We start from the raw sequence: 20,896 nt of genomic DNA on the forward strand, positions 1-20,896 counted from the left end.
CCGAGGAGTCACCGATGTCCGAGACAACCGGAAGTCTTGCCGACGCCCTCGATCGGCTGGAGGTCGTCGCCGACGCCGCCGGGCTCGATCCCGCCGCCGCGCGCGAGGAGGGGATGGCGCTCGCCGCGACCGTCTCCGAGGCCGGGCGGCAGGCCTTCATCGACTGGGCCGACCAGGTCGGCGAACCACCCAGCGCGGAACGGTTCATGGGGATGGCCCAGCGGGGTCGCCGCTGGCGCGGCGCGCCCACCGCGCTGCTGCACGAGCTGATCCAGTCCCGGCCGAAGCAGGCCCCGGCGTACGCGCGGGTGCTGGCCGAGGTCGCCACCAGCGCCTGCAACCTGGGCGAACCCAACCAGCGGGTCGCCGGCAACGCCCAGGCCGTCGCCGCCGCCCAGCTGGCAGCGCTGCCCGGCCACCCCCCGACGCCGAACCCGACCCCGGCCAACCCGCCGCAGCCCGGTGAACCCGCCGCACCGGTGGCGAGCGAGCCGCCGAACCGGGCCCAGGAGTTCGCCCGGCAGGCGCCGCAGGTGCTGCGCACTGTGCTGGACCAGCTGCAGAGCAGCGTCCGCCGCCAGCAGCAGGACTTCCCGGGCCGCGCCACCTCCCCGCTCGGCTCCAGCCTCGACCTTGACCCGACCCAGCCGCTCGGCCCGGGTGCCTTCGGCGGGCTGCCGGGCGGTCAGGCACCGGCACAACCGGCCCCGACCGAGCCCGCGCCCACCGAGCCCGCACCGACCCAGCCGGCACCCGCTACCGAGGCCACCGAGGACACCGAACCGGAACCGGAGCCCAGGACGCTGGAGGAGCTGCTCGCCGAACTCGACGGGCTGACCGGCCTGGCCCGGGTCAAGGACGAGATCCACAAGCAGGCCGCGGTGCTGCGCGTCGAAGGCCTGCGCGCCAAGGAAGGGCTCGCCAGCCCGACGGTGACCCGGCACCTGGTCTTCGTCGGCAATCCCGGGACCGGCAAGACGACCGTGGCCCGGTTGGTCGCCGGCATCTACCGGGCGCTCGGGCTGCTCAGCAAGGGCCAGCTGGTCGAGGTGGACCGCTCGGAGCTGGTCGCCGGTTACCTCGGCCAGACCGCGATCAAGACCGCCGAGGTCGTCGACTCGGCGATCGGCGGGGTGCTGTTCATCGATGAGGCCTATTCGCTCTCCGGCGACCAGTACGGCACCGAGGCGATCAACACCCTGGTCAAGGAGATGGAGGACAACCGCGACGATCTGGTGGTGATCGTGGCCGGATATCCGCTGCCGATGCAGGTCTTCATCGCCGAGAACCCGGGCCTCACCTCCCGCTTCCGGACCACCATCTCCTTCGACGACTACACCGATGAGGAACTGGTCGAGATCTTCACCGGGATGGTCGAGAACGCCGACTACGACGCCCCCACCGAAACCGTCGACCGGTTCCGCGGTCTGCTCGCCGAACAGGTCCGCGACTCGACCTTCGGCAACGGCAGGTACGCCCGGAACTGCCTGGAGGCGGCGGTCGGTGCGCACGCCTGGCGGTTGCGCGAGGTGGACGAGCCGACGCTGGATGAGCTGCGCCAGCTGCTGCCCGACGACCTCGGTGAGCTGGACGACGAGGAGGACGAGCTCCCCGATCTGGCCGGTCTGCAGCCGGCCCCCGGGCAGCCGCTGACCGCGCCCGAGGAGGTTTCCGAGGCCGAGGATCCCGGCACCGTCGACTTCGGCGATGAGCCGGAATCCGAACCCAGCAAGGAATCCGGGGCGAGGTCGTGACCGCAGCTCCCGCACCCCAGCAGGCACCAGCAGCCCAGCAACGACCACCCGGCCAGGCGCGGAAACCCGACGTCGCCCTGCCGGTCGGTGGTGCACCGACGCGGTTGCCCGGTCCGCTGGCGAAGGTCGCCGCACTGCCGACCCCGAAGCTGCTGCGATTGCTGCTGGCCTGCGTGATCCTGTTCACGACGCTGTTCGGGGTCGCCGCCGGCACGGTGCTGCTGAGCGCCCAGAACCGGATGGCCGAGGCGGTCCGCAACACCGACCAATTGCTGCGAGTGCAGACGATCCGGGCGGAGATGCTGCGCGCCGACGCGACCCTGTCCAACTCCTTCCTGCTCGGCGGCCAGGAGCAGGCGTCCCAGCAGCAGGCGTACCAGCAGGCCCTGGAGAATGCCGAACAACTGGTCGTCGAAGCGGCCGAGGCGCAACCGGCCGACCGCACCGCGCTGGTCCGGGTGAATGCCGGGATGGGCAGCTATGCACGCACCATGGAGCAGGCTCGCGACAACAACCGGCAGGGTTTCCCGGTCGGCCAGGCGTACCTGACCGAAGCCGGTACCGAACTGCGCACCGGCATCCTGCCGATCCTGGATTCCTTGGTGAACAGCAATTCCGTGCGGGTCGCCGACCAGACCGAAGACGCCCCGCAGGGCTGGATCGTGGTCAGCGGGCTGCTCGCGCTCGGCTTCCTGGCGCTGACCATGGTGGTCATCGCGAGCCGCTTCCGCCGGCTGTTCAACCCCGGACTGGTCGCGGCGACGGTGCTGGTGCTGGCCGGGTTGATGACCGCTTCGATGACACTGACCAACAACGCCACCACGATGCACACGGTGAACAGTGAATCGCTGGCCACCGCGCAGGCCGCCGCCACCGCGCGGGCCCAGGCCTCCGACGCCAAGGTCTATGAGAACCTCACCCTCATCGCCCGCTCCGGCGGTGGTCGACTGGAGCAGTCCTGGGCGGACGCCTCCTGGGAGACCCGCTATGCATTGCGGCGGGTCCCCGACGCGATCGAACGCGAACGCCTGACCGGGTTGTGGGACCAGCACTCGTTCGTCCATCTGCGGATCCGGACCGCCGATGCCGCCGGCCGTTGGGACGACGCCCGGGACCTGGCGACCAACAGCGAGCCGAGCGGCTCGAACATGACCTTCGGCCGCTTCGACACCGAGATCACCAAGGTGATGACCGATTCCGGGGTCCGGGCCGCGACCAGTCTGCGCAACCAGCGGGGCGGCCTGATCGCCGCCGCCGTGCTCAGCATGCTGGCCGCGCTCGCGGCCATCGCCGGCGCCGTCTGGGGCGTACGCACCCGGTTGAAGGAGTACGCCTGATGCCCCGCTTCCCACGTCCTCGCGCACTGGCCCCGGTGCTGGTGGCACTGGCGGTGCTGCTGGCCGGCTGCTCCGCCGGGTACCGGCCCACCGACGTGCCGTATCGGCCAACCCCCACTCAGAGGGGTGGTGGCCTGACCCAGGAGTGCTCGAATCCCGGCCGGAGCTTCGACCCGAGCGAACTCCCACCGGCCGGACAGGTCCCCAGCAACTCGTCGATGGGCCGGGTCGCCGACCGTGGCCGGCTGATCGTCGGCGTCTCCTCCGACACCCTCACGATGGCCTCCCGGGACGCCCGCACCGGCGACATCACCGGGTTCGAGATCGATCTGGCCCGCGGCATCGCCGAGGCGATTCTCGGCCCGGGCGCCAAGCTGGACCTGCGGGTGGTCACTCCCGCCGATGCGCTCGCCCAGATCGACGGCGGCGAGATCGATCTGGTCATCGACCAGGTCGCGATGGACTGCGCCGCCTGGAACGGGGCCGCGGTGTCGGCGCCCTATCTCAGCACCGATCATGCCGCCATCGAGCGCCCCGGGGTGTCGCCCAGTGCCGATGCTGCCGAGCGCAGGAGCGTCTGCACACCGGCCGGCACGGCCATCGACGCCTGGATCGGGAGTCAGGCGCCGAGCCGGCCCAGGGTCACCGGCCGGACCTGGAGCGACTGCCTGATGAAGTTCCAGCGCGGTGAGGCCGACTCCCTGGTCGCACCGCGGCCCATCGCCCGCGGTCTGGCCGCCCAGGACCCGTACGCCGAGGTCGGCCCGGAGCCCTGGATCCCGATCTCGTTCGCCGTGCTGGCGCCGAAGCAGAATAGGGACATGATCCGATTCGTGAACGCGGTGCTCGCCCAGCGGGTCAGCAGCGGTGAGTGGCAGCGCAGCTACGACCGGTGGGTCCGCCCCTACGCCGGTGACGGCCGGCCGCCGCAGCCGCAGTACGGGAGGGCCGCGTGACCACCACCGAACGGGCCCGGGCCGCGGTCGCCCCGCTCGCCCCCGGGCGGATCGGCGTACCGCTGCCGGCGGAGGTCATCCACCGCTATCTCGGCGAACTCGACACCTGGGTCGCCGCCCGGCGCCGCGAGCTCGACCTGCTCGACGCCGCCGTGGTCCGCTCCCCGCAACGGGCGCAGCTGACCCGCGACATGATGCTGTCGATGGCGCTGTGGAAGGCGGTCAAGGACCGGCTCGATCTGCTGCTGGCCACCTGGGATTCCGGCCGGGTCGGTGCCACCGAACGGGAGCGGATCTCCGCCCTGGTCTGGGGACGGTTGGACGCCACCCTCGACCCCTCGCTGCTGGCCCGCGCGGATGCCGGCGATGGGCAGCCGCACGCCCCCGGCAGCACCCAGAGCGGGCTGGCGGTGTCACTGCCGGAGGCCTGCCGGCTCTCCGATGCGATGGCGGCCCAGCTGCGGACCCGGCTCGCGCTCGACCCGGCGGCCGATGAGCTGACCTCCCGGCTGCGGGATCTGCGCGCCCAGCTGGAGCGGATCCGCGACCAGGTGCAGCTCGAACCGGCCGCGCTGCGTGCCGCGCCCGAGGCCCAGCTCGCCGACCTCGACACCCGGGTCCGTGAGCTGACCGAGAAGCACAGCCGGGGTGGTGATGTCGGCGGCATGATCGGACCCGCCGAGATCGAGGCCGCCCGCTTCGAACGCGACCTGATCGTCGGTGGCGTGGAACGCCGCCGCGCCCGTGGGCTGGTGGATCGCGCCCGCGAACTGCGGGCCGATCTGGAATCGCGGGAGGTCGCCCTCACCCGGCTCGTCGACCAGTGCGTCCGGCAGGTCGCACCGGCGCCGAAGTATGCCGTCCCGGACGTCGCCGCACTCGGTGAACTGCCGAACACCGCCGAGAAGATCGAGGCCTACCTGCAACGGCTGGACCAGGTGAGCCGGGCGATGCAGGTCGTCCAGGACTCCTATTCCCGGGCCCTGGGTGAACGCGAGAAACTGTTGCAGCGCATGGAATCCGAGCGAGCGAAGGCGGCCGCGGCCGGTTTCGCCGGTGACAGCGATCTGGTCGCCATCGATGCGATCACCAGCGATGTGCTGCAGCGCCGGCCCTCCCCCATCCCGCTCGCCACCGAACTCGTCGAGGCCTACGAGATGGGCGTGCAGTGGCTGATCTCGCGTGACCGCGAAGGGCTGCTCTCCGGTGACCGCGAAGGAGCGACCCGGTGAAATGCGCCCAGCCGGGTTGCACCGGCACGATCAGCGACGGCTACTGCGATGTCTGCGGGATGCCGCCGAGCGTCCCGGCACCGGCCGGCAGCGGCCGGGCCGCCGCCCCGCCGCGCAGCCCGACCCCCGCCTCGGCCGCCTCCGCCAGCGCCCAGGAGGCCACCATGGCCTCACCGCCGCCGAGCAGCCGGCTCAACCCGGTGAAGGGCGCGCCACCGGCGGCCCGCGCCACCGGCCGGTGCCGGATGCCCGGCTGCGGCGGGGAGATCCGCGACGGCTACTGCGACATCTGCGGCTCCCCGCCCGATGTCGCCCCGGCCCCGGTCGGTGACGATGCGGCCCTGTCCACGGTCACCCGCGGCTCCTCCCGGCTCGGCTCCACCGCGCTCGGCTCGCGGCGCGCGGCCAGCAGCGGATCCCGCGCCACCCGGCGCACCGGAACCGGATCGATGCGGATGCGCGGCAACCGGATCGGCGCGGGCCTGACCCGCGTCCCGCCCGCACCCGCGGTCGACCCGTCGGCGGCGATCATGAAGAATCCGATGATCCCGGAGAGCCGCCGCAACTGCCCCAGCTGCGGTGCCCCGGTCGGCCGATCCCGCGACGGGCGGCCCGGCCGCACCACCGGGTTCTGCGCGAAATGCCGCAATCCGTTCTCCTTCGACCCCAAACTGCAGCCCGGTGATCTGATCGCCGGCCAGTACGAGGTCGCCGGCTGCCTGGCCCACGGTGGCCTGGGGTGGATCTATCTGGCCCGCGACCGCAACGTGTCGAACCGCTGGGTGGTGCTCAAGGGCCTGCTCAACTCCGGTGACGCGGACGCGCTGGCCGCAGCCATCGCCGAGCAGCAATTCCTTGCCCAGGTGGAACATCCGCTGATCGTGGAGATCTACAACTTCGTCACCCACGAGGGCGCCGGCTACATCGTGATGGAGTATGTCGGCGGCCGGTCGCTGAAGCAGCTGCTGAAGGACCGGATGGTGGCGAACAACGGCGAATACGACCCGCTGCCACCGGATCAGGCGATGGCCTATCTGATCGAGGCGCTGCCCGCGTTCGCCTACCTGCACGACATGGGCCTGGTCTACTGCGATTTCAAACCCGACAACATCATCCAGGTCGGCGATGCGATCAAGCTGATCGACCTGGGCGGGGTACGCCGGGTCGATGACGACGAGTCAGCGATCTACGGCACGATCGGCTACCAGGCCCCCGAGGTGGCCCGCTCCGGGGTCTCGGTGGAGTCCGACATCTTCACCATCGGCCGCACGCTGATGGTGCTCTGTGCGGAGTTCAAGGGCTACCAGACGACCTATGAGTTCACCCTGCCGCCGGTCGAGCAGACCCCGCTGTTCCAGCAGAACGATTCGCTCTACCGGCTGCTGGCCAAGTGCTGCGCCAAGGACCCGGCGGATCGCTTCTCGCACGCCGACGAGCTGCGGGTGCAGCTGCTCGGCGTGCTCCGCGAGACGGTCGCCCGGCGCACCCCGGGCACCGCACTCACCTCGGCCGCCTCGGTGCTCTTCGAGCCACCGACCTTCCTCGGCGAGCAGCTCGACTGGCACCAACTGCCCCGGCTCCGCCCCGACACCACCGATCCGCAGCACAGCTGGTTGAGCAACGTCGACATCGAGGACCCCGGTGAACGGTTGCTGGTGCTGCAGGAGGCGCCCGAGGAATCCGCGGAGATCCGACTGGCCCGCTGCCAGGCGGCCCTGCAGGTCGGCGATCTGCGTCGGGTGCAGTCGGAGGCCCAGTTGTTGCTGCAGGCCGACCCGTGGGAGTGGCGGGCGGTCTGGATGACCGGCCTGGCGGCCCTGCAGGCCAAGGACTGGGCCGAGGCACAGCAGGCGTTCAACGCCGTCTACGGCCAGGTACCGGGAGAGCTGGCGCCCAAGCTGGCGCTGGCGATGGCCTGTGAGAACGGCGAGGAGCCGGAGGTCGCCGAGGCGCTCTATGCCACCTGCGTCTCCACCGACGCCAACTACGTCACCCCCTCGGCATTCGGACTGGCCCGGATCCGCGGTCGCCGCGGTGAGCTGGAGCAGGCGGTCGCGGCGCTGGACATGGTCCCGGCGACCAGCCGGGGGTACGCCGAATCGCGCCGGTTGCGTGCCCGGCATCTGCTCTCCCTGGGCAACGGGCTCGGCGATCTGGATCAGGCGATGCGTTCCATCGAGGGTGTCCGCCTGGAGGGCCGCGACGCGGACGAGTTCAGCGTGAACATCCTGGAGCGGGCGCTCGCCGAGGTGCGCCAGTCGGGCCCGAAACCGCAGGTGCAGATCGGTGCGTACCCGGCCCAGGAGGAGTCGCTGCGCGAGGGTCTGGAGGAGGCGTACCGGTCGCTGGCCCGACACGACCCGGAGCGTCGGGTGGAACTGATCGACCGGGCCAACCGGATGCGACGGTGGAGCTGGCTGTGAGTGAGGATTCGATGACCCTGGACAAATCCGCCCCGGGCCCCCTGCCCTGCCCGTTCTGCGGTTCGCAGATCCAGCCCTGGGAGGCCTACTGCGAAGGCTGCGGGGCGGAACAGGTGCCGACCGCGGCCGCTCCCCAGCCGACGGAGGAACCGGCCCGCGACAGCCGCTCGGTGCACCTGCCGGGTGCGCGGACCGCTGAGGCGGCCCGGCCCGAACGGCCCGCGGTGTGCCGGGAGTGCGGCGGCACGATCGATGCCGACGGTTACTGCGAGCAGTGTGGGACGAAGGCACCGACCGTGCGCGAGCACTGGTCCGAGTCACCGGCGCCCTGGGTCGGCGGGGTCTGCGACCGCGGCATCCGGCATCCCCGCAACGAGGACGCGATGGCGCTGGCCATCGACGAGACCGAACCCGACCGGGCGGTGCTGGTGGTCTGTGACGGGGTGTCCAGTTCCGCCGACTCCGATGTCGCCTCGCTGGCCGCGGCCCGGACGGCGCGGGATCTGCTGCTGCAGCAGCGGCCCAGCGGGCTCGGTACCGAGCAGTCCCGGCAGCAGGCCCAGCTGGCGGTCCTGGCCGAGGCGGTTCGCGCCGCCAACGAGGCGGTGATCGTCGCGACCGCAGCGAAACCCGCCGATCCCGATCAACCGGTGGATCCGAACGCGATGGGTGGCAGCACCGCCTCCTGCACCTTCGCCGCGGCGGTCGTCGCCGACGGGGAGATCGTGCACGGCTCCCTCGGTGATTCGCGGATCTACTGGTTGGCCGACCGGGGCGAGTCCCGGCAGCTGAGCGTCGACGATTCGGTCGCACAGATGCGGATCGCGGCCGGGGTGGAACGGGAGCTGGCCGAGAACGGTCCGCAGGCGCATGCGATCACCAAGTGGCTGGGCCGCGACGCCCCCGATCTGCGACCCACCGGCGGGGTGCTGCCGGTGCCGGGTGAGGGCTGGTTGCTGGTCTGCTCCGACGGGCTGTGGAACTACGCCTCCACGCCCGAGGAGCTGGAGACCGTGGTCGCCCGGGCGCTGGTCACCGATCCGGCGAATGCCGAGCCGACCCGGTTGGCCGAGGCCCTGGTGGACTGGGCGAACGCCCAGGGCGGCAAGGACAACATCACCGTCGCTCTGGCCCGCTTCGGGGGCCAGGCGCTGCCGCCCGGTTGAACCGGCCCATCCTCGCAGAACCAGACCGGTCCATCGATGTTTTCTCACGCTGGTTGACTTTGCTTGAAACCTGACCAACGGTTCAGCTAGCGTCGAAGAACATTGCACCGCAGCGCCGCGAGCCCATCATCCGGCCACCGGGGTCCCTGGGAACCAGACGCGGTGCCGGCGATCAGGAGGGCAAGCGGTGGCAGGTACGCGTCGGACGACGACCCATTGGGGGACCTTCGATTTCGAGGTTCGCGACGGGAAGGCCGTGTCCGCTGCGGCTCTCGACGACGATCCGGCGGCCGGCCGGATGGCCCGGGGATTGGCGGACACCTTCGACCACCCGTTGCGGATCACCCGCCCCCACGTCCGCCAGGGCTGGCTCGAACACGGGCCCCGTTACCGCGGGAACCGGCGGGGCGCCGAGCCGATGGTCGAGGTCGGCTGGGCGGAGGCGTACGACCTGATCGCCGCGGAGCTGACCCGGATCCGGGACCGGCACGGTGACGAAGCCGTCTACGGTGGTTCCTACGGTTGGGGCAGCGCCGGTCGCTTCCACCATCCGCAGAGCCAGATCCACCGATTCCTCAACGTCGACGGCGGTTACACCGCCTCGAAGAACACCTACAGCTTCGCGGCCCTGGAGGTGCTGCTGCCGCATCTCATCGGCGGCAGCCGGTTGTCGATGATCGACTGGAACCCGCAGTGGTCCGAGATCCGCGACCACTGCCGGATCGTGGTGGCCTTCGGCGGATCGTCGCTGAAGAACACCCAGGTCAACCACGGCGGGCTGCGGCGGCACCGGATTCGCGAGGCGCAGGTGGCCTGTTTCGAGGCGGGCGTCCGGTTCGTCCTGGTCAGCCCGCATCGCGACGATCTCGCCGCCGAACTCGGTGCCGAATGGGTGCCGATCCGGCCCGGCACCGATACCGCGATGCTGTTCGCGATGACCCAGCACCTGGTGGCCTCGGGTCTGGCGGACCGGGACTTCCTGGACGCCTGCTGCGTCGGCTTCCCCGAGCTCGCCCGCTATCTGAACGGCGAGGACGACGGGGTGGTGAAGTCCCCCGAATGGGCCGAACCGATCACCGGCGTCCCGGCAGGCACGATGCGGGAACTCGCCGAGGCCTGCGCCAGCCAACGCAGCGTCGTCTCGCTGACCTGGTCGATCCAGCGCGCCCAGCACGGCGAGCAGCCCTACTGGGCCGGTCTGTCGCTGGCCGCCGCCGCCGGTTCCATGGGCCGCCCCGGTGGCGGGTACGCCGTCGGGCTGGGTGGCGAGGGTGGTGTCGGGATGCACCGCAGTTCCATCGGTGTCGCCAGCTTTCCGCAGGGTACGAATCCGGTCGAGACGTTCATCCCGGTCGCCCGCATCTCCGACATGCTGCTCAACCCGGGAGCGGAACTGGCCTATGACGGCCGCACGCTCACCTACCCCGATATCCGGATGATCTATTGGGCGGGTGGGAATCCCTTCCACCACCATCAGGATCTGAACAAGCTCGTGCGGGCCTGGAATGTCCCCGAGACGGTCGTCGTCCACGACTCCTGGTGGACCCCGGTGACCCGGTTCGCCGACATCGTCATTCCGGTGGCCTCCAGCCTGGAGCGGGACGACATCGCCGCCGGCGCCCACGACAACCATCTGCTGCCGATGCACCGGATCCAGGATCCGCCGGCGGGTGTCCCCACCGACTTCGAGGCGTTCCGGGAGATCGCGAAGCGGCGGGGTCGCGCCGAGGAGTTCACCGAGGGTCTGGACACCGAGGCCTGGGTGCGGCGGCTCTACGCCGAGACCGTCGACCGACTGGCCCGCCGCGGGGTGTCCATCCCGGACTTCGATGAGTTCATGCGATCCGAGGGTGTCGAGGTTCCGCTGCCCGCGCAGCGGGACGTCTTCGGTGACCTCAGAGCCGACCCGCAGCGGTTCCCGCTCACCACCCCGTCGGGCCGGATCGAGATCTTCTCCTCGACCATCGCCGGCTTCGACCTCGAGGGGCTGCCCGGACATGCCGTCTGGCGGGAGCCCGAGGAATGGCTGGGCAGTTACCTGGCCGAGGGTGGGGAGCACTTCCATCTGCTGTCGCACCAACCCAGGGGGCGGTTGCACAGTCAGCTCGACTTCGGCGCCTCCAGCCAGAGCACCAAGATCGGCGGCCGCGAGGCCGTCCAGCTGAACCCGGCCGACGCCGCGCGGCTGGGGGTGGGCGACGGGGATGTCGTCCGCCTCGTCAACGACCGGGGTTCCTGCCTGGCGGCGGCGAAGATCTCCAGCGGTGTCACCGCGGGGGTGCTGCTGATGGCCACCGGGGGCTGGTACGACCCGCAGCAACCGGGTGAGCCGGACGCGACCTGCCTGCAGGGAAATCCGAACGTGCTCACCTCGGACCGCCCGACCTCACAGCTCGCCCAGGGGCCGACGGCGCAGACCTGCCTGGTGCGCGTCGAGGTCGTCGAGGACCCGCCCGCCAGCAGGGCCTATCTCCCGCCGGCGGTGGTGCAGCGCACGCCCACCGGTTAGGGCGTCCGGGCGACCGACAGCGGGGTTGCCGCTTTCGTACTCGCGTACTAATCTCGGGGGAATGACGGCCCTCGGTTCCCAGACGCAGAGCGAACGGATCGCTGAGCTGCGCAACCGGATGGGCAAGCTGCTCGCCCGCCGCGACGACGTCTCCCCCGCCCGCGCCGCCAGCGCCGCTCTGGGCACCGAGGACGCGGCGGCGAAGGAGTTGCCCTTGCTGCCGGGGCTCGCCGAGTTGCCGGCGCTGCGCGCGGGCGCGGTGCACCAGGTCGACAACCTGGCGCTGGCCTTGGCGCTGCTGGCCGGGCCGGCCCGCGCCGGCGACTGGGTCGCGGTGGTCGGACTGCCCGAGCTGGGCTATCTCGCCGCCGAGGAGGCGGGTCTGCGGCTGGACCGGACGATCGTGATCCCCGACCCGGGCACGGACTGGCTCTCGGTGCTGGCCGAGCTGACCGACCTGACCGGCCTGGTGCTCACCCGCCCCGCGGGTCGACTGAACCAGTCCCAGGCCGAGCGGTTCCGGGCCCGGCTGCGGCGCCGCGGCAGTGCGCTGCTGAGTTGCGGCGGCTGGCCGCGCAGCGAGGCGAACTATTCGCTGCGCTCCTCGCGGTGGGTCGGCCTCGGCCATGGCGCCGGGCACCTGACGGCCCGCCGGGCCGAGATCGAGGTGCGTCGACCAGGGCGTCCGGTGCACCACTGTCCGGTCTGGCTGCCCGGTGCCGATCTCAGCATCACCCCGGCCGGTGAGCTGCGGCCCGAGCAGCCCACCGAGGCGACCGTGCACCCGCTGCGGGAGGCGGGATGAGCACGCCGCGGGCGATGGTGGTCTGGTGCCCGGACTGGCCGGTGATCGCGGCGATCGCCACCGACCAGCTCGCCACCGATGCCCCGATCGTGGTGCTGGACCGCGGCCGGGTGCATGCCTGCTCGGCGGCCGCGCGGGGGTTCGGGGTACGCCGGGGCATGCGGCGCCGCGACGCGCAGGCGGCCTGCCCGGAGGTCGTCGAGGTGACGCATCGGCCAGAGTCCGAGCTGGCGGTCTTCGACGACGTGCTGGCGGTGGTCGAGGACACCTGCGCCACCGTGGTACCGATCCGGCCCGGGTTGTGTGCCACCACCACCTCGCCCCGGTTCCACGGCAACGAGGAACGTCAGGCCGCGGTGCTCGCCGAGCGGCTGGTCTCCACCGGGGTCTGGGACTGCCGGATCGGTGTCGCCGACGATCTCTTCACCGCCGAGCAGGCCGCCCGCCAGGCGGAGATCCAGAGCTGCACGATCGTCGCGACCGGCCGCTCGGCAGAGCATCTGGCTCCCCTGCCGGTGGAGGTCCTCGACGACCCGGAGTTGGCGAAACTCCTGCGCAGATTGGGAATCCGGCGAGTCGGTGAGTTCGCGGCGCTGTCCCGTGCCGATGTCGCGACCCGATTCGGTGAGGCCGGTGCCCGGTTGCACCGGTTGGCCCGCGGTGGCGATCCGCGGTCGGTCGCCCCGCGCACCCCACCGACCGAGTTCGACGAGATCGTGCGCTTCGAGCCACCGGTCGACAACGCCGAGGTGATCACCTTCAGCAGCCGCACCACCGCCGAGGCGCTGATCGCGAATCTGGATCGGCGCGGCCTGGTGTGCGCGGTGCTGCGCATCGAGTGCATCGACGACGAGGGCCGCTGCACCGATCGGCGGTGGGCGCACCCGCGCTGGTTCACCTCGCGCGAGGTCGTCGACCGATTGCACTGGCAGTTGCGTCGTGACAATCCGCGGGTGGAGCGACGCGGCCCCCGGGCACCGCTGGCGGAGGTCCGCTTCGTCCCCGAACAGGTGGAGGCCGTCGGCACCCACGCCGACACCGTGTTCGGCGCCGGCACCGATGAGCGGGTGGAGCTGGGGGTGGGCCGGTTGCAGGGAATGCTCGGCCCCGAGGGCGTGCTGCGCCCCTCGGTGATCGGTGGCCGCGACCCGGGCCGCCGGCAACGGCTCACCCCGTGGGGTTTCGCCGACGCACCGGCCGCGCGGCGCCCCGCCCGCGCCCGCGCCGAACCCCCACCCGGATCGGTGCAGCTGCCGTGGCCGGGGTCGATCCCGCCGCCCGCCCCCGCGCGCATCCTGGATCCGCCGATCCCGGTCCGGGTCTGCGACGAGGCCGGGCGGAGCATCCGGATGACCGAGCGCGGCGGCCTGTCCGGTGATCCCCGCTGGCTGCTGCTGGACGGGCGGCGGGATGCGATCGACGACTGGGCGGGTCCCTGGCCGGTCGATGAGTCCTGGTGGGATCCGGGCTCCGCCCGGCAGCTGATCCGCTGTCAGTTCGTCGCCGCGGACGGGCGGGCCTGGTTGGCCAGCGGGGATGCCGAGCAGTGGCGCCTCGAGGCCCAATACGAGTGAGTGCAGCAGTGAGAAACCCTTTCCTGGTTGACAATTCGGGAGGCCGATCATGGGCTGGCAGAACCCGCCGATCTCCTGGGGTGAGCTGGAACGCCGGCTCTCCGGGCGGCCCCGCTTCGATCCGCACGATGCCCCGGGGCCCGGGACGACCCCGGCCCCGCGCCGCCGCAGGCAGCCCCCGCTGCCCCAGGACCTGGTGGTCAGCGAGGGCCCGCACACCCCCTATGCCGAGCTGCACTGCCACTCGTCGTTCAGTTTCCTCGACGGTGCGAGCTCCCCGGAGGAGCTGATCACCGAGGCGGTCCGGCTCGGGCTGAGCGGGTTGGCGATCACCGACCACGATGGGTTGTACGCCGCCTCCCGGTTCGCCGAGGCGGCCGCCGGGTACACCGCGCTCGGGCACCGGTTGGACACCGTCTTCGGGGCCGAGCTGTCGCTGGAGTTGACCACCCCGCAGAACGGGATCGCCGACCCCGAGGGCAGCCACCTGCTGGTGCTGGCGCGCGGCGCCGAGGGCTATCACCGGTTGTCCGCGGCGATCACCCAGGGCCAGTTGGTCGGCGATGAGAAGGGTCGCCCGCTCTATTCGCTGGAGGAACTCGCGACCACCGCCGAGGGGCACTGGCAGCTGCTCACCGGCTGCCGCAAGGGCATCGTCCGGTCCGCGCTGCGCACCGGTGGTCGCGCCGCCGCCCGCGGCGCCCTGGACCGGCTGGTCGCGCTCTTCGGCCGCGATCAGGTGGCGGTCGAGCTGACCGCCCTCGGTGACCCGCGGGACAGCGGGATCAATGCCGCCCTGATCGAGCTGGCCGCCGAGTGCGGTCTGCCCGTGGTCGCCACCAACAACGTGCACTACGCGACCCCGGAGCGGTACCGGTTGGCGACCGCGATGGCGGCGGTGCGCGCCGGCCGTTCGCTGGCCGAACTGGACGGTTGGCTGGCACCGCCGGGGGCGCACCTGCGCACCGGTGCCGAACAGCAGGCCGCGTTCGCGGCGTACCCGGATGCGATCACGACCACGCTGCGGTTGGCCGCCGAGTGCGCGTTTCCACTGCAGGCGGCCCGGCCACGACTGCCGCGGCTGGAGGTCCCCGACGGATATGGCCTGGACGGCTGGCTGCGGGAGCTGTGCCGGCGCGGCCTGGCCGAGCGCTATCCGGGTGAGCGGTACGCCGAGGCGCAGGCACGGTTGGATCGCGAGTTGGCGGTGATCGAACGCAAGGGCTTCGCCGGCTACTTCATCATCGTCCACGACATGGTCGCCTTCGCCAAGGGACGCGGGATTCTCTGCCAGGGCAGAGGATCGGCGGCCAACTCGGTGATCTGCTACACCCTCGGCATCACCGCGGTGGACCCGGTCAAGTTCGGGCTGCCGTTCGAACGGTTCATGTCCGAGACCCGTGACGACGAGCCGGACATCGACGTGGATTTCGACTCCGATCGCCGCGAGGAGGTGATCCAGGAGGTCTATCGCCGCTTCGGCCGCCACAATGCCGCGCAGGTGGCGAACGTGATCAGCTACCGGCCGCGGTCGGCGGTCCGGGACATGGCCAAGGCGCTCGGCCATTCCCCCGGGCAGCAGGACGCCTGGTCCACCCAGATCGACTCCTATGGTGACCTCACCGCACCCGACGGCACGCCGGCGCCGGGCAGCCACGAGATCCCCGCCCCGGTGCTCGAGCTGGCCGAGGAGCTGCTCGGCGCCCCGCGCCATCTCGGCATCCACTCCGGTGGCATGGTGCTCACCGAACGCCCGGTGGGTGAGATCTGCCCGATCGAACGCGGCCGGATGGAGAACCGCACCGTCCTGCAGTGGGACAAGGATTCCTGCGCGTGGATGGGGCTGGTGAAGTTCGACTTCCTCGGCCTGGGCATCCTGGCCGCGATCCAGTACTCCTTCGATCTGGTCGCCGACCGGCTCGGCGAACGGTGGACCCTGGCCGGGATCCCCAAGGAGGAGGCCGGGGTCTACGACATGCTCTGCGTGGCCGATTCGATCGGGGTGTTCCAGGTGGAGAGCCGGGCCCAGATCGGCACCCTGCCCCGGTTGCTGCCGCGCCGGTTCTATGACCTGGTCGTCGAGATCGCCCTGATCCGGCCCGGCCCGATCCAGGGCGGTGCGGTGCATCCCTATGTGCGCCGGGCCACCGGCAAGGAGCCGGTCAGCTATCCGCACCCGCTGCTGGAACCGATCCTGGAGCGCACCCTGGGCGTACCGCTGTTCCAGGAGCAGTTGATGCAGATGGCGATGGTGCTCGGCGACTGCACCGGCGACCAGGCCGATCTGCTGCGCCGGGCGATGGGTTCGGCGCGCGGGGTGGAGAAGATCGAACGGATCCGCGAGCAGCTGTTCGCCGGAATGGCCGCCAAAGGGATCACCGGTGAGCTGGCCGAGTCGATCTATGCCCGGATCGAGGCGTTCGCGAACTTCGGTTTCGCCGAGAGCCATGCGATCAGTTTCGCCCTGCTGGTGTACGCCTCCAGCTGGCTGAAGCTGCACTATCCGGGCGCCTTCCTCGCCGGGTTGTTGCGGGCCCAGCCGATGGGTTTCTATTCACCGCAGTCGCTGACCGCCGATGCGCGGCGCCGCGGGGTCGAGGTGCGCCGGCCGGATGTCACCTGCTCCCAGGTGCACGCCGAACTGGAACGGATCGACCCGGGGCAGCCACCGGTCACCGGATCGCCGGACTGTCTGGCGACCGAGCAGCCCCCGGCCGGCCCGGCGCCCGAGTTCGACCGGGACCGGGCGCGCCGGGAGCACCAGGCGATGCTGGCCCGGCATCGCCGCGACGGGAACTGGGCGGTCCGGCTCGGGCTGACCGCGGTCCGCGGGATCGGCACCCAGCTGGCGGAGCGGATCGTCGCCGAGCGCGAACGCGGGCCGTTCCGTGACCAGGCCGATGTGCTGCGCCGGGTCGGGCTCACCGCCGCCCAGGCCGAGGCGCTGGCGGTGGCCGGTGCCTTCGATGCCTTCGGCCGCTCCCGGCGGCAGGCGCTGTGGTCGGCCGGTTACACCGACAACGAGACGATGCTGCCCGGTGCCGCGATCGATGCGGCACCGCCGGAGTTCGCCGAGATGCTGCCGCTGGAGCTCACTCAGGCCGACCTGTGGTCGACCTCGATCAGCCCGGACGATCATCCGGTCGATCATCTGCGGCCGCTGCTCGCCGCCCACGGGTTGCTGCCGGTCGACCGGCTCGGACCGGACCAGGCCGGCCGCCGGATCCGGGTCGCCGGGTTGGTCACCCACCGCCAGCACCCCGGCACCGCCGGTGGGGTGACCTTCCTGAATCTGGAGGACGAGACCGGGATGCTCAACGTGGTGTGCGGTGTCGGGGTGTGGGCGCGGTACCGGAAGGCCGCCCGGCGCGCCAATGTGCTGATCATCCGCGGCATCGTCGAACACGCCGAGGGGGTGACCAATCTGGTCGCCGACCGCATCGAGCCCCTGGTCGCGGTGCTGCCCGAGGCCCGGGAGCTGCTGCCGGCCACCCACCGCTCCCGCGATTTCCGCTGACGATCCTCGAGTAGCAACTCCGGCGCAGCGAAGCGGAGCCGGAGTTGCGTGTCGAGAGGATCACGCCCACGACGCTCCCGGCACTGGACTGCGGTCGTCCTGCACCCGTTCGGTCGACCTTGCACCCATTCCATGCGCAAGAAGTGGGTGCACATTGAACCGAACGGGTGCAAGTTCGGCGTACGCCCAAGCGAGGCACCGCAATTCGAAATCGCATCCGAGCGAAGCAACCAAGGGGCGTGGGGCGGAGCCTCTCAGTTGGCATACTGGCCCCGACGCGCCGATCACTGAACATGGGGAGAGCACCGATGGCCGATTTCACCTCGCAGGTCTACCAGAACGAGTTCCTCCCCGACGGCGGCACCGACGTCAACGCGATCGTCACGATGACCTGCTCGGGCGCGGGCACCGCCGGTCAGAGCTCCGGCGGCGGGGATGCGGGTGAGATCATCATCGTCGACACCTCGGGGTCGATGGGCGACACCAACATGGAGGCCGCGAAGAACGCCGCGATCGCGGCCCTGGATCACATCGTCGACGGCACCTGGTTCGCGGTGGTCGCGGGCAACCACCAGGCCTACCTCGCCTATCCGGTGACCCGCGGCGGCCAGGGCATGGTCCGGATGGACGCCTCCACCCGCTACCAGGCCGCGCAGGCCATCCGCTACTTCCACTCCGACGGCGGCACCGCGATGGGGTCCTGGCTGAACCTGACCCGGGCGCTGTTCAACTCGGTACCGGGGGTGCGCCAGCGGCACGCGATCCTGCTCACCGACGGGGAGAACCACAACGAGACCCCGCAGCAGCTCGATGCGGCGATCCAGGCCTCGATCGGGCAGTTCCAGGTGGACTGCCGCGGGATCGGCGTCGACTGGCAGGTCGGTGAGATCCGGCGGATCTCCCAGGCGCTGCTCGGCACCGTCGATCTGATCCCGAGCCCGCAGGAGATGAGCGCGGTCTTCTCCGAGTTGATGCAGAAGTCGATGGGCCGCGGCGTCGCCGAGGCCGAGCTGCGGGTCTGGGCGCCGCAGGGGGCCCAGGTGCTGTTCGTCCGCCAGGTCTCCCCCACCGTCGAGGACCTGACCTCGCGTTCCCGGCAGGTCAACCCGCTCACCACGGCGTACCCGACCGGAGCCTGGGGCGATGAGTCCCGCGACTACCACGTCGCGGTCCGGTTGGCGGCCCGCGCGGTCGGCCAGGAGCAGCTCGCCGCCCGGGTGCAGCTGGCCGTCAACGATCAGGTGGTCACCCAGGCGCTGGTCAAGGCGACCTGGTCCACCGATGACACGCTGACCACCCGGATCAACCCGGCGGTCGCACACTACACCGGGCAGACCGAGCTGGCCGACGCTATCCAGCAGGGGTTGGCGGCCAAGGCCGCCGGCGACGATGCGACCGCGACGACCCGGTTGGGCCGGGCGGTGCAGCTGGCTCGTGAGACCGGTAACGACGAAGCCACCGCCAAGCTGCGGAAGGTCGTCGACATCGACAACGACGCAACCGGTACCGTCAGGCTGAAGCGGTCCGTCGACAAGGCCGACGAGATGGCCCTCGACACCGCGTCCACCAAGACCACCAGGATTCGAGGCTGACCAGATGACCCCAGCTCAGCGGTCGCGCTGCCCCGCCGGACACCCCAGCGAGTCCAGTGACTACTGCGATGTCTGCGGGGTGCCGATGGGTGCCCCCGCCCCCTCGGGCACGCCCCGTTCGGGTACGCCCCAGCAGGCGGCCGAGGCGGACGAGCCGGCCGCGCCCGCGGGGGTGGAGTGCCCGAACTGCGGTGTGCTGAACGCGCCGGGGGCGCTGTTCTGCGAGGCCTGCGGCTACGACTACACCACCGGTACGATGCCCCGGCCGCGGCCCAATCCGCTCGATCTGGACGCCCCGACCCCGCCGGCCGCGGAGCCGCAACCCCCGGCGGAGCAGGAGATCCCCGTCCAGCAGGAGGAGCCGCGGGCGGTGCTGGTCGAGCCGAAGTCGACCCCGGCCCCGGCCCGCCCCGTTCCTCCCGTCCCGGCCCAGCCCGTCGCCCCGGCCGCGGAGCAGGACGCGGGACCGGAGAGTCAGGCCACCCCGCCGCGCCAGCCCCGGGACGAGGCCACGCCGGCGGCCGCACCGGCGGCGGCTGCGGCCGGGCCGACCGATTGGGTGCTGGAGGTGTGGATCGACCCGGAGTGGTATGCGCTGCAGCAGAGCCCCGATCCGATGCCCTCGCCGGGGTTGCCGCACGTGCAGCCGCTGCGCAAGCGGTCGGTGCTGATCGGCCGGCCCTCCCGCAGCCGCGGGATCGCACCGGACATCGACTGCGAGCCGGACAGCGGGATCAGCCGTCGGCATGCCCAGCTGTCCACCGACGGCAGCCGCTGGTTCCTGGAGGACCTGGACTCGGCCAACGGCACCTATGTGGCCCAGGCCGCTGATCCGCTGCCGACCCAGCCGATTCCGGGCAACCGGCGCAAGGAGCTGCAGGCCGACGACCGGATCTATCTGGGCGCCTGGACCCGGTTGGTGCTGCGGCCGGCGACCCCGGAGGAGCAGCAGCTCTACGCCGAGGGCTGAGACCTGCCGCGATACCGCTGCGCCGTGGGCGAACACCGCCGGGTACGGCTTCGCCGATGTGGCAACGTGGAGGCGTTACCCAAACAGGAGGCAGAAGTGGAAGTCAAGGTCGGGATCCAGCACATCGCCCGCGAAATCACCGTCGACACCGACGAGACCGCCGAGAAGGTCCAGCAGGCCTATCTGGACGCGCTGGACGGCAACGACACCCTGGTGCTGAGCGACACCAAGGGCGGCCGCACCCTGCTGCGCGCCAGCAGCATCGCCTATCTGGATCTGGGTCAGGAGCAGGCCCGCAAGGTGGGCTTCGGCTCGGTCTGATGCCCACCGCTCAGCAGTTGCAGATCGCAATGCCCGATGGGGGCGTCTGCGATGCCCTGCTGGCCGGCCCCGAGCGGCCGGCCAGCGGGCTGCTGCTGATCCCCGACATCTTCGGCCTGCGGCCGCAGATCGCCGCGATGGCCGAACGGCTCAGCAACCCCAGCCGGGCGGTGCTCGCGGTCAACCCGTTCTGGCGCCGCCGCCCGTCGCCGCTCATCGAGGGGCTCGATCTGACCACCGAGGAGGGCCGCGGCAAGGCGTTCCAGAGCGTGATGCCGCTGGCCAACGCCACCCCGCTGAGCGAGACCGTCGCCGACGCGGGCACCTGGCTCGAGGTGCTCGCCGACACCGGTGCGAAGCGGTTCGCGGTGACCGGCTACTGCCGCGGTGGCGTGCTCGCCCTGGCGATCGCCGCCGGCCATCCCGACCGTATCGCCGCCGCCGGGGTCTTCCATGCCGGCAAGGTCGTCACCGATGCCGCCGACTCCCCGCATCTCGGGGTGGGCACGGTACGCGGTGAGCTGCTGTTCCGGCATGCCGACGACGATCCGAACATGACCCCGGCCCAGCAGGAGCAGCTCGGTGCGGCGTTGACCACCGCCGGGGTGCGTTTCGACCAGCAGACCTATCCCGGCGCCCCGCACGGTTACACGATGGCCGACACCCGGGCGTACCACCAGGAATCCGCCGAGCAGCACTACACCGAACTCGAGGATCTCCTGCAGCGCAACGGAATCTGA

At 71.4% G+C, this 20,896-nt stretch carries 14 protein-coding genes; all 14 read left to right on the forward strand.

What is annotated here, in order from left to right:
* Positions 1-14: 14 nt before the first annotated feature.
* The 14 genes from BI335_RS15395 to BI335_RS15460 all read left to right on the forward strand — a co-directional run bounded on the left by BI335_RS15395 (position 15) and on the right by BI335_RS15460 (position 20,896).
* Positions 15-1,754: an AAA family ATPase gene (locus BI335_RS15395; protein WP_094431928.1), complete on the forward strand. Its 1,740-nt coding sequence runs from the start codon at positions 15-17 to the stop codon at positions 1,752-1,754.
* Complete coding sequence (locus BI335_RS15400; protein ID WP_094431930.1) at positions 1,751-3,091, forward strand: hypothetical protein; 1,341 nt, start codon at positions 1,751-1,753, stop codon at positions 3,089-3,091. Before BI335_RS15395 ends, BI335_RS15400 begins: the two co-directional genes overlap by 4 nt.
* Entirely contained in the window at positions 3,091-4,047 is a 957-nt protein-coding gene (locus tag BI335_RS15405) for a transporter substrate-binding domain-containing protein (RefSeq protein WP_094431932.1), read from the forward strand. The genes BI335_RS15400 and BI335_RS15405 overlap by 1 nt, the downstream gene beginning before the upstream one ends.
* On the forward strand, positions 4,044-5,279 hold the full coding sequence (locus BI335_RS15410) for a hypothetical protein (protein WP_094431933.1): 1,236 nt from the start codon (positions 4,044-4,046) through the stop codon (positions 5,277-5,279). The genes BI335_RS15405 and BI335_RS15410 overlap by 4 nt, the downstream gene beginning before the upstream one ends.
* Positions 5,276-7,702: a serine/threonine-protein kinase gene (locus BI335_RS15415; protein ID WP_229119622.1), complete on the forward strand. Its 2,427-nt coding sequence runs from the start codon at positions 5,276-5,278 to the stop codon at positions 7,700-7,702. Before BI335_RS15410 ends, BI335_RS15415 begins: the two co-directional genes overlap by 4 nt.
* Positions 7,699-8,868, forward strand: a complete 1,170-nt coding sequence (locus tag BI335_RS15420) for a PP2C family protein-serine/threonine phosphatase (RefSeq protein WP_229117787.1) — start codon at positions 7,699-7,701, stop codon at positions 8,866-8,868. The genes BI335_RS15415 and BI335_RS15420 overlap by 4 nt, the downstream gene beginning before the upstream one ends.
* 187 nt (positions 8,869-9,055) lie before the next feature.
* On the forward strand, positions 9,056-11,377 hold the full coding sequence (locus BI335_RS15425; RefSeq protein WP_094431935.1) for a molybdopterin-dependent oxidoreductase: 2,322 nt from the start codon (positions 9,056-9,058) through the stop codon (positions 11,375-11,377).
* A gap of 61 nt (positions 11,378-11,438) precedes the next feature.
* Positions 11,439-12,182 carry a hypothetical protein gene (locus BI335_RS15430; protein WP_094355468.1) on the forward strand — a complete coding sequence of 248 codons (744 nt, stop codon included), beginning with the start codon at positions 11,439-11,441 and terminating at the stop codon, positions 12,180-12,182.
* Positions 12,179-13,756, forward strand: coding sequence for a DNA polymerase Y family protein (locus tag BI335_RS15435; RefSeq protein WP_094431937.1), 1,578 nt, complete (start codon positions 12,179-12,181; stop codon positions 13,754-13,756). The genes BI335_RS15430 and BI335_RS15435 overlap by 4 nt, the downstream gene beginning before the upstream one ends.
* 49 nt (positions 13,757-13,805) lie before the next feature.
* On the forward strand, positions 13,806-17,273 hold the full coding sequence (locus BI335_RS15440; RefSeq protein WP_094431939.1) for an error-prone DNA polymerase: 3,468 nt from the start codon (positions 13,806-13,808) through the stop codon (positions 17,271-17,273).
* A 308-nt stretch (positions 17,274-17,581) separates the two neighbouring features.
* Positions 17,582-18,865, forward strand: a complete 1,284-nt coding sequence (locus BI335_RS15445; protein WP_094355471.1) for a vWA domain-containing protein — start codon at positions 17,582-17,584, stop codon at positions 18,863-18,865.
* Between the two features lie 4 nt (positions 18,866-18,869).
* On the forward strand, positions 18,870-19,835 hold the full coding sequence (locus tag BI335_RS15450) for an FHA domain-containing protein (RefSeq protein ID WP_094431941.1): 966 nt from the start codon (positions 18,870-18,872) through the stop codon (positions 19,833-19,835).
* A 96-nt stretch (positions 19,836-19,931) separates the two neighbouring features.
* On the forward strand, positions 19,932-20,156 hold the full coding sequence (locus BI335_RS15455) for a DUF3107 domain-containing protein (RefSeq protein ID WP_094355473.1): 225 nt from the start codon (positions 19,932-19,934) through the stop codon (positions 20,154-20,156).
* Entirely contained in the window at positions 20,156-20,896 is a 741-nt protein-coding gene (locus BI335_RS15460; RefSeq protein ID WP_094431943.1) for a dienelactone hydrolase family protein, read from the forward strand. The genes BI335_RS15455 and BI335_RS15460 overlap by 1 nt, the downstream gene beginning before the upstream one ends.

The sequence above is a fragment of the Enemella evansiae genome (assembly GCF_002250705.1).
In the GTDB taxonomy this organism is placed as follows: Bacteria; Actinomycetota; Actinomycetes; order Propionibacteriales; family Propionibacteriaceae; genus Enemella; species Enemella evansiae.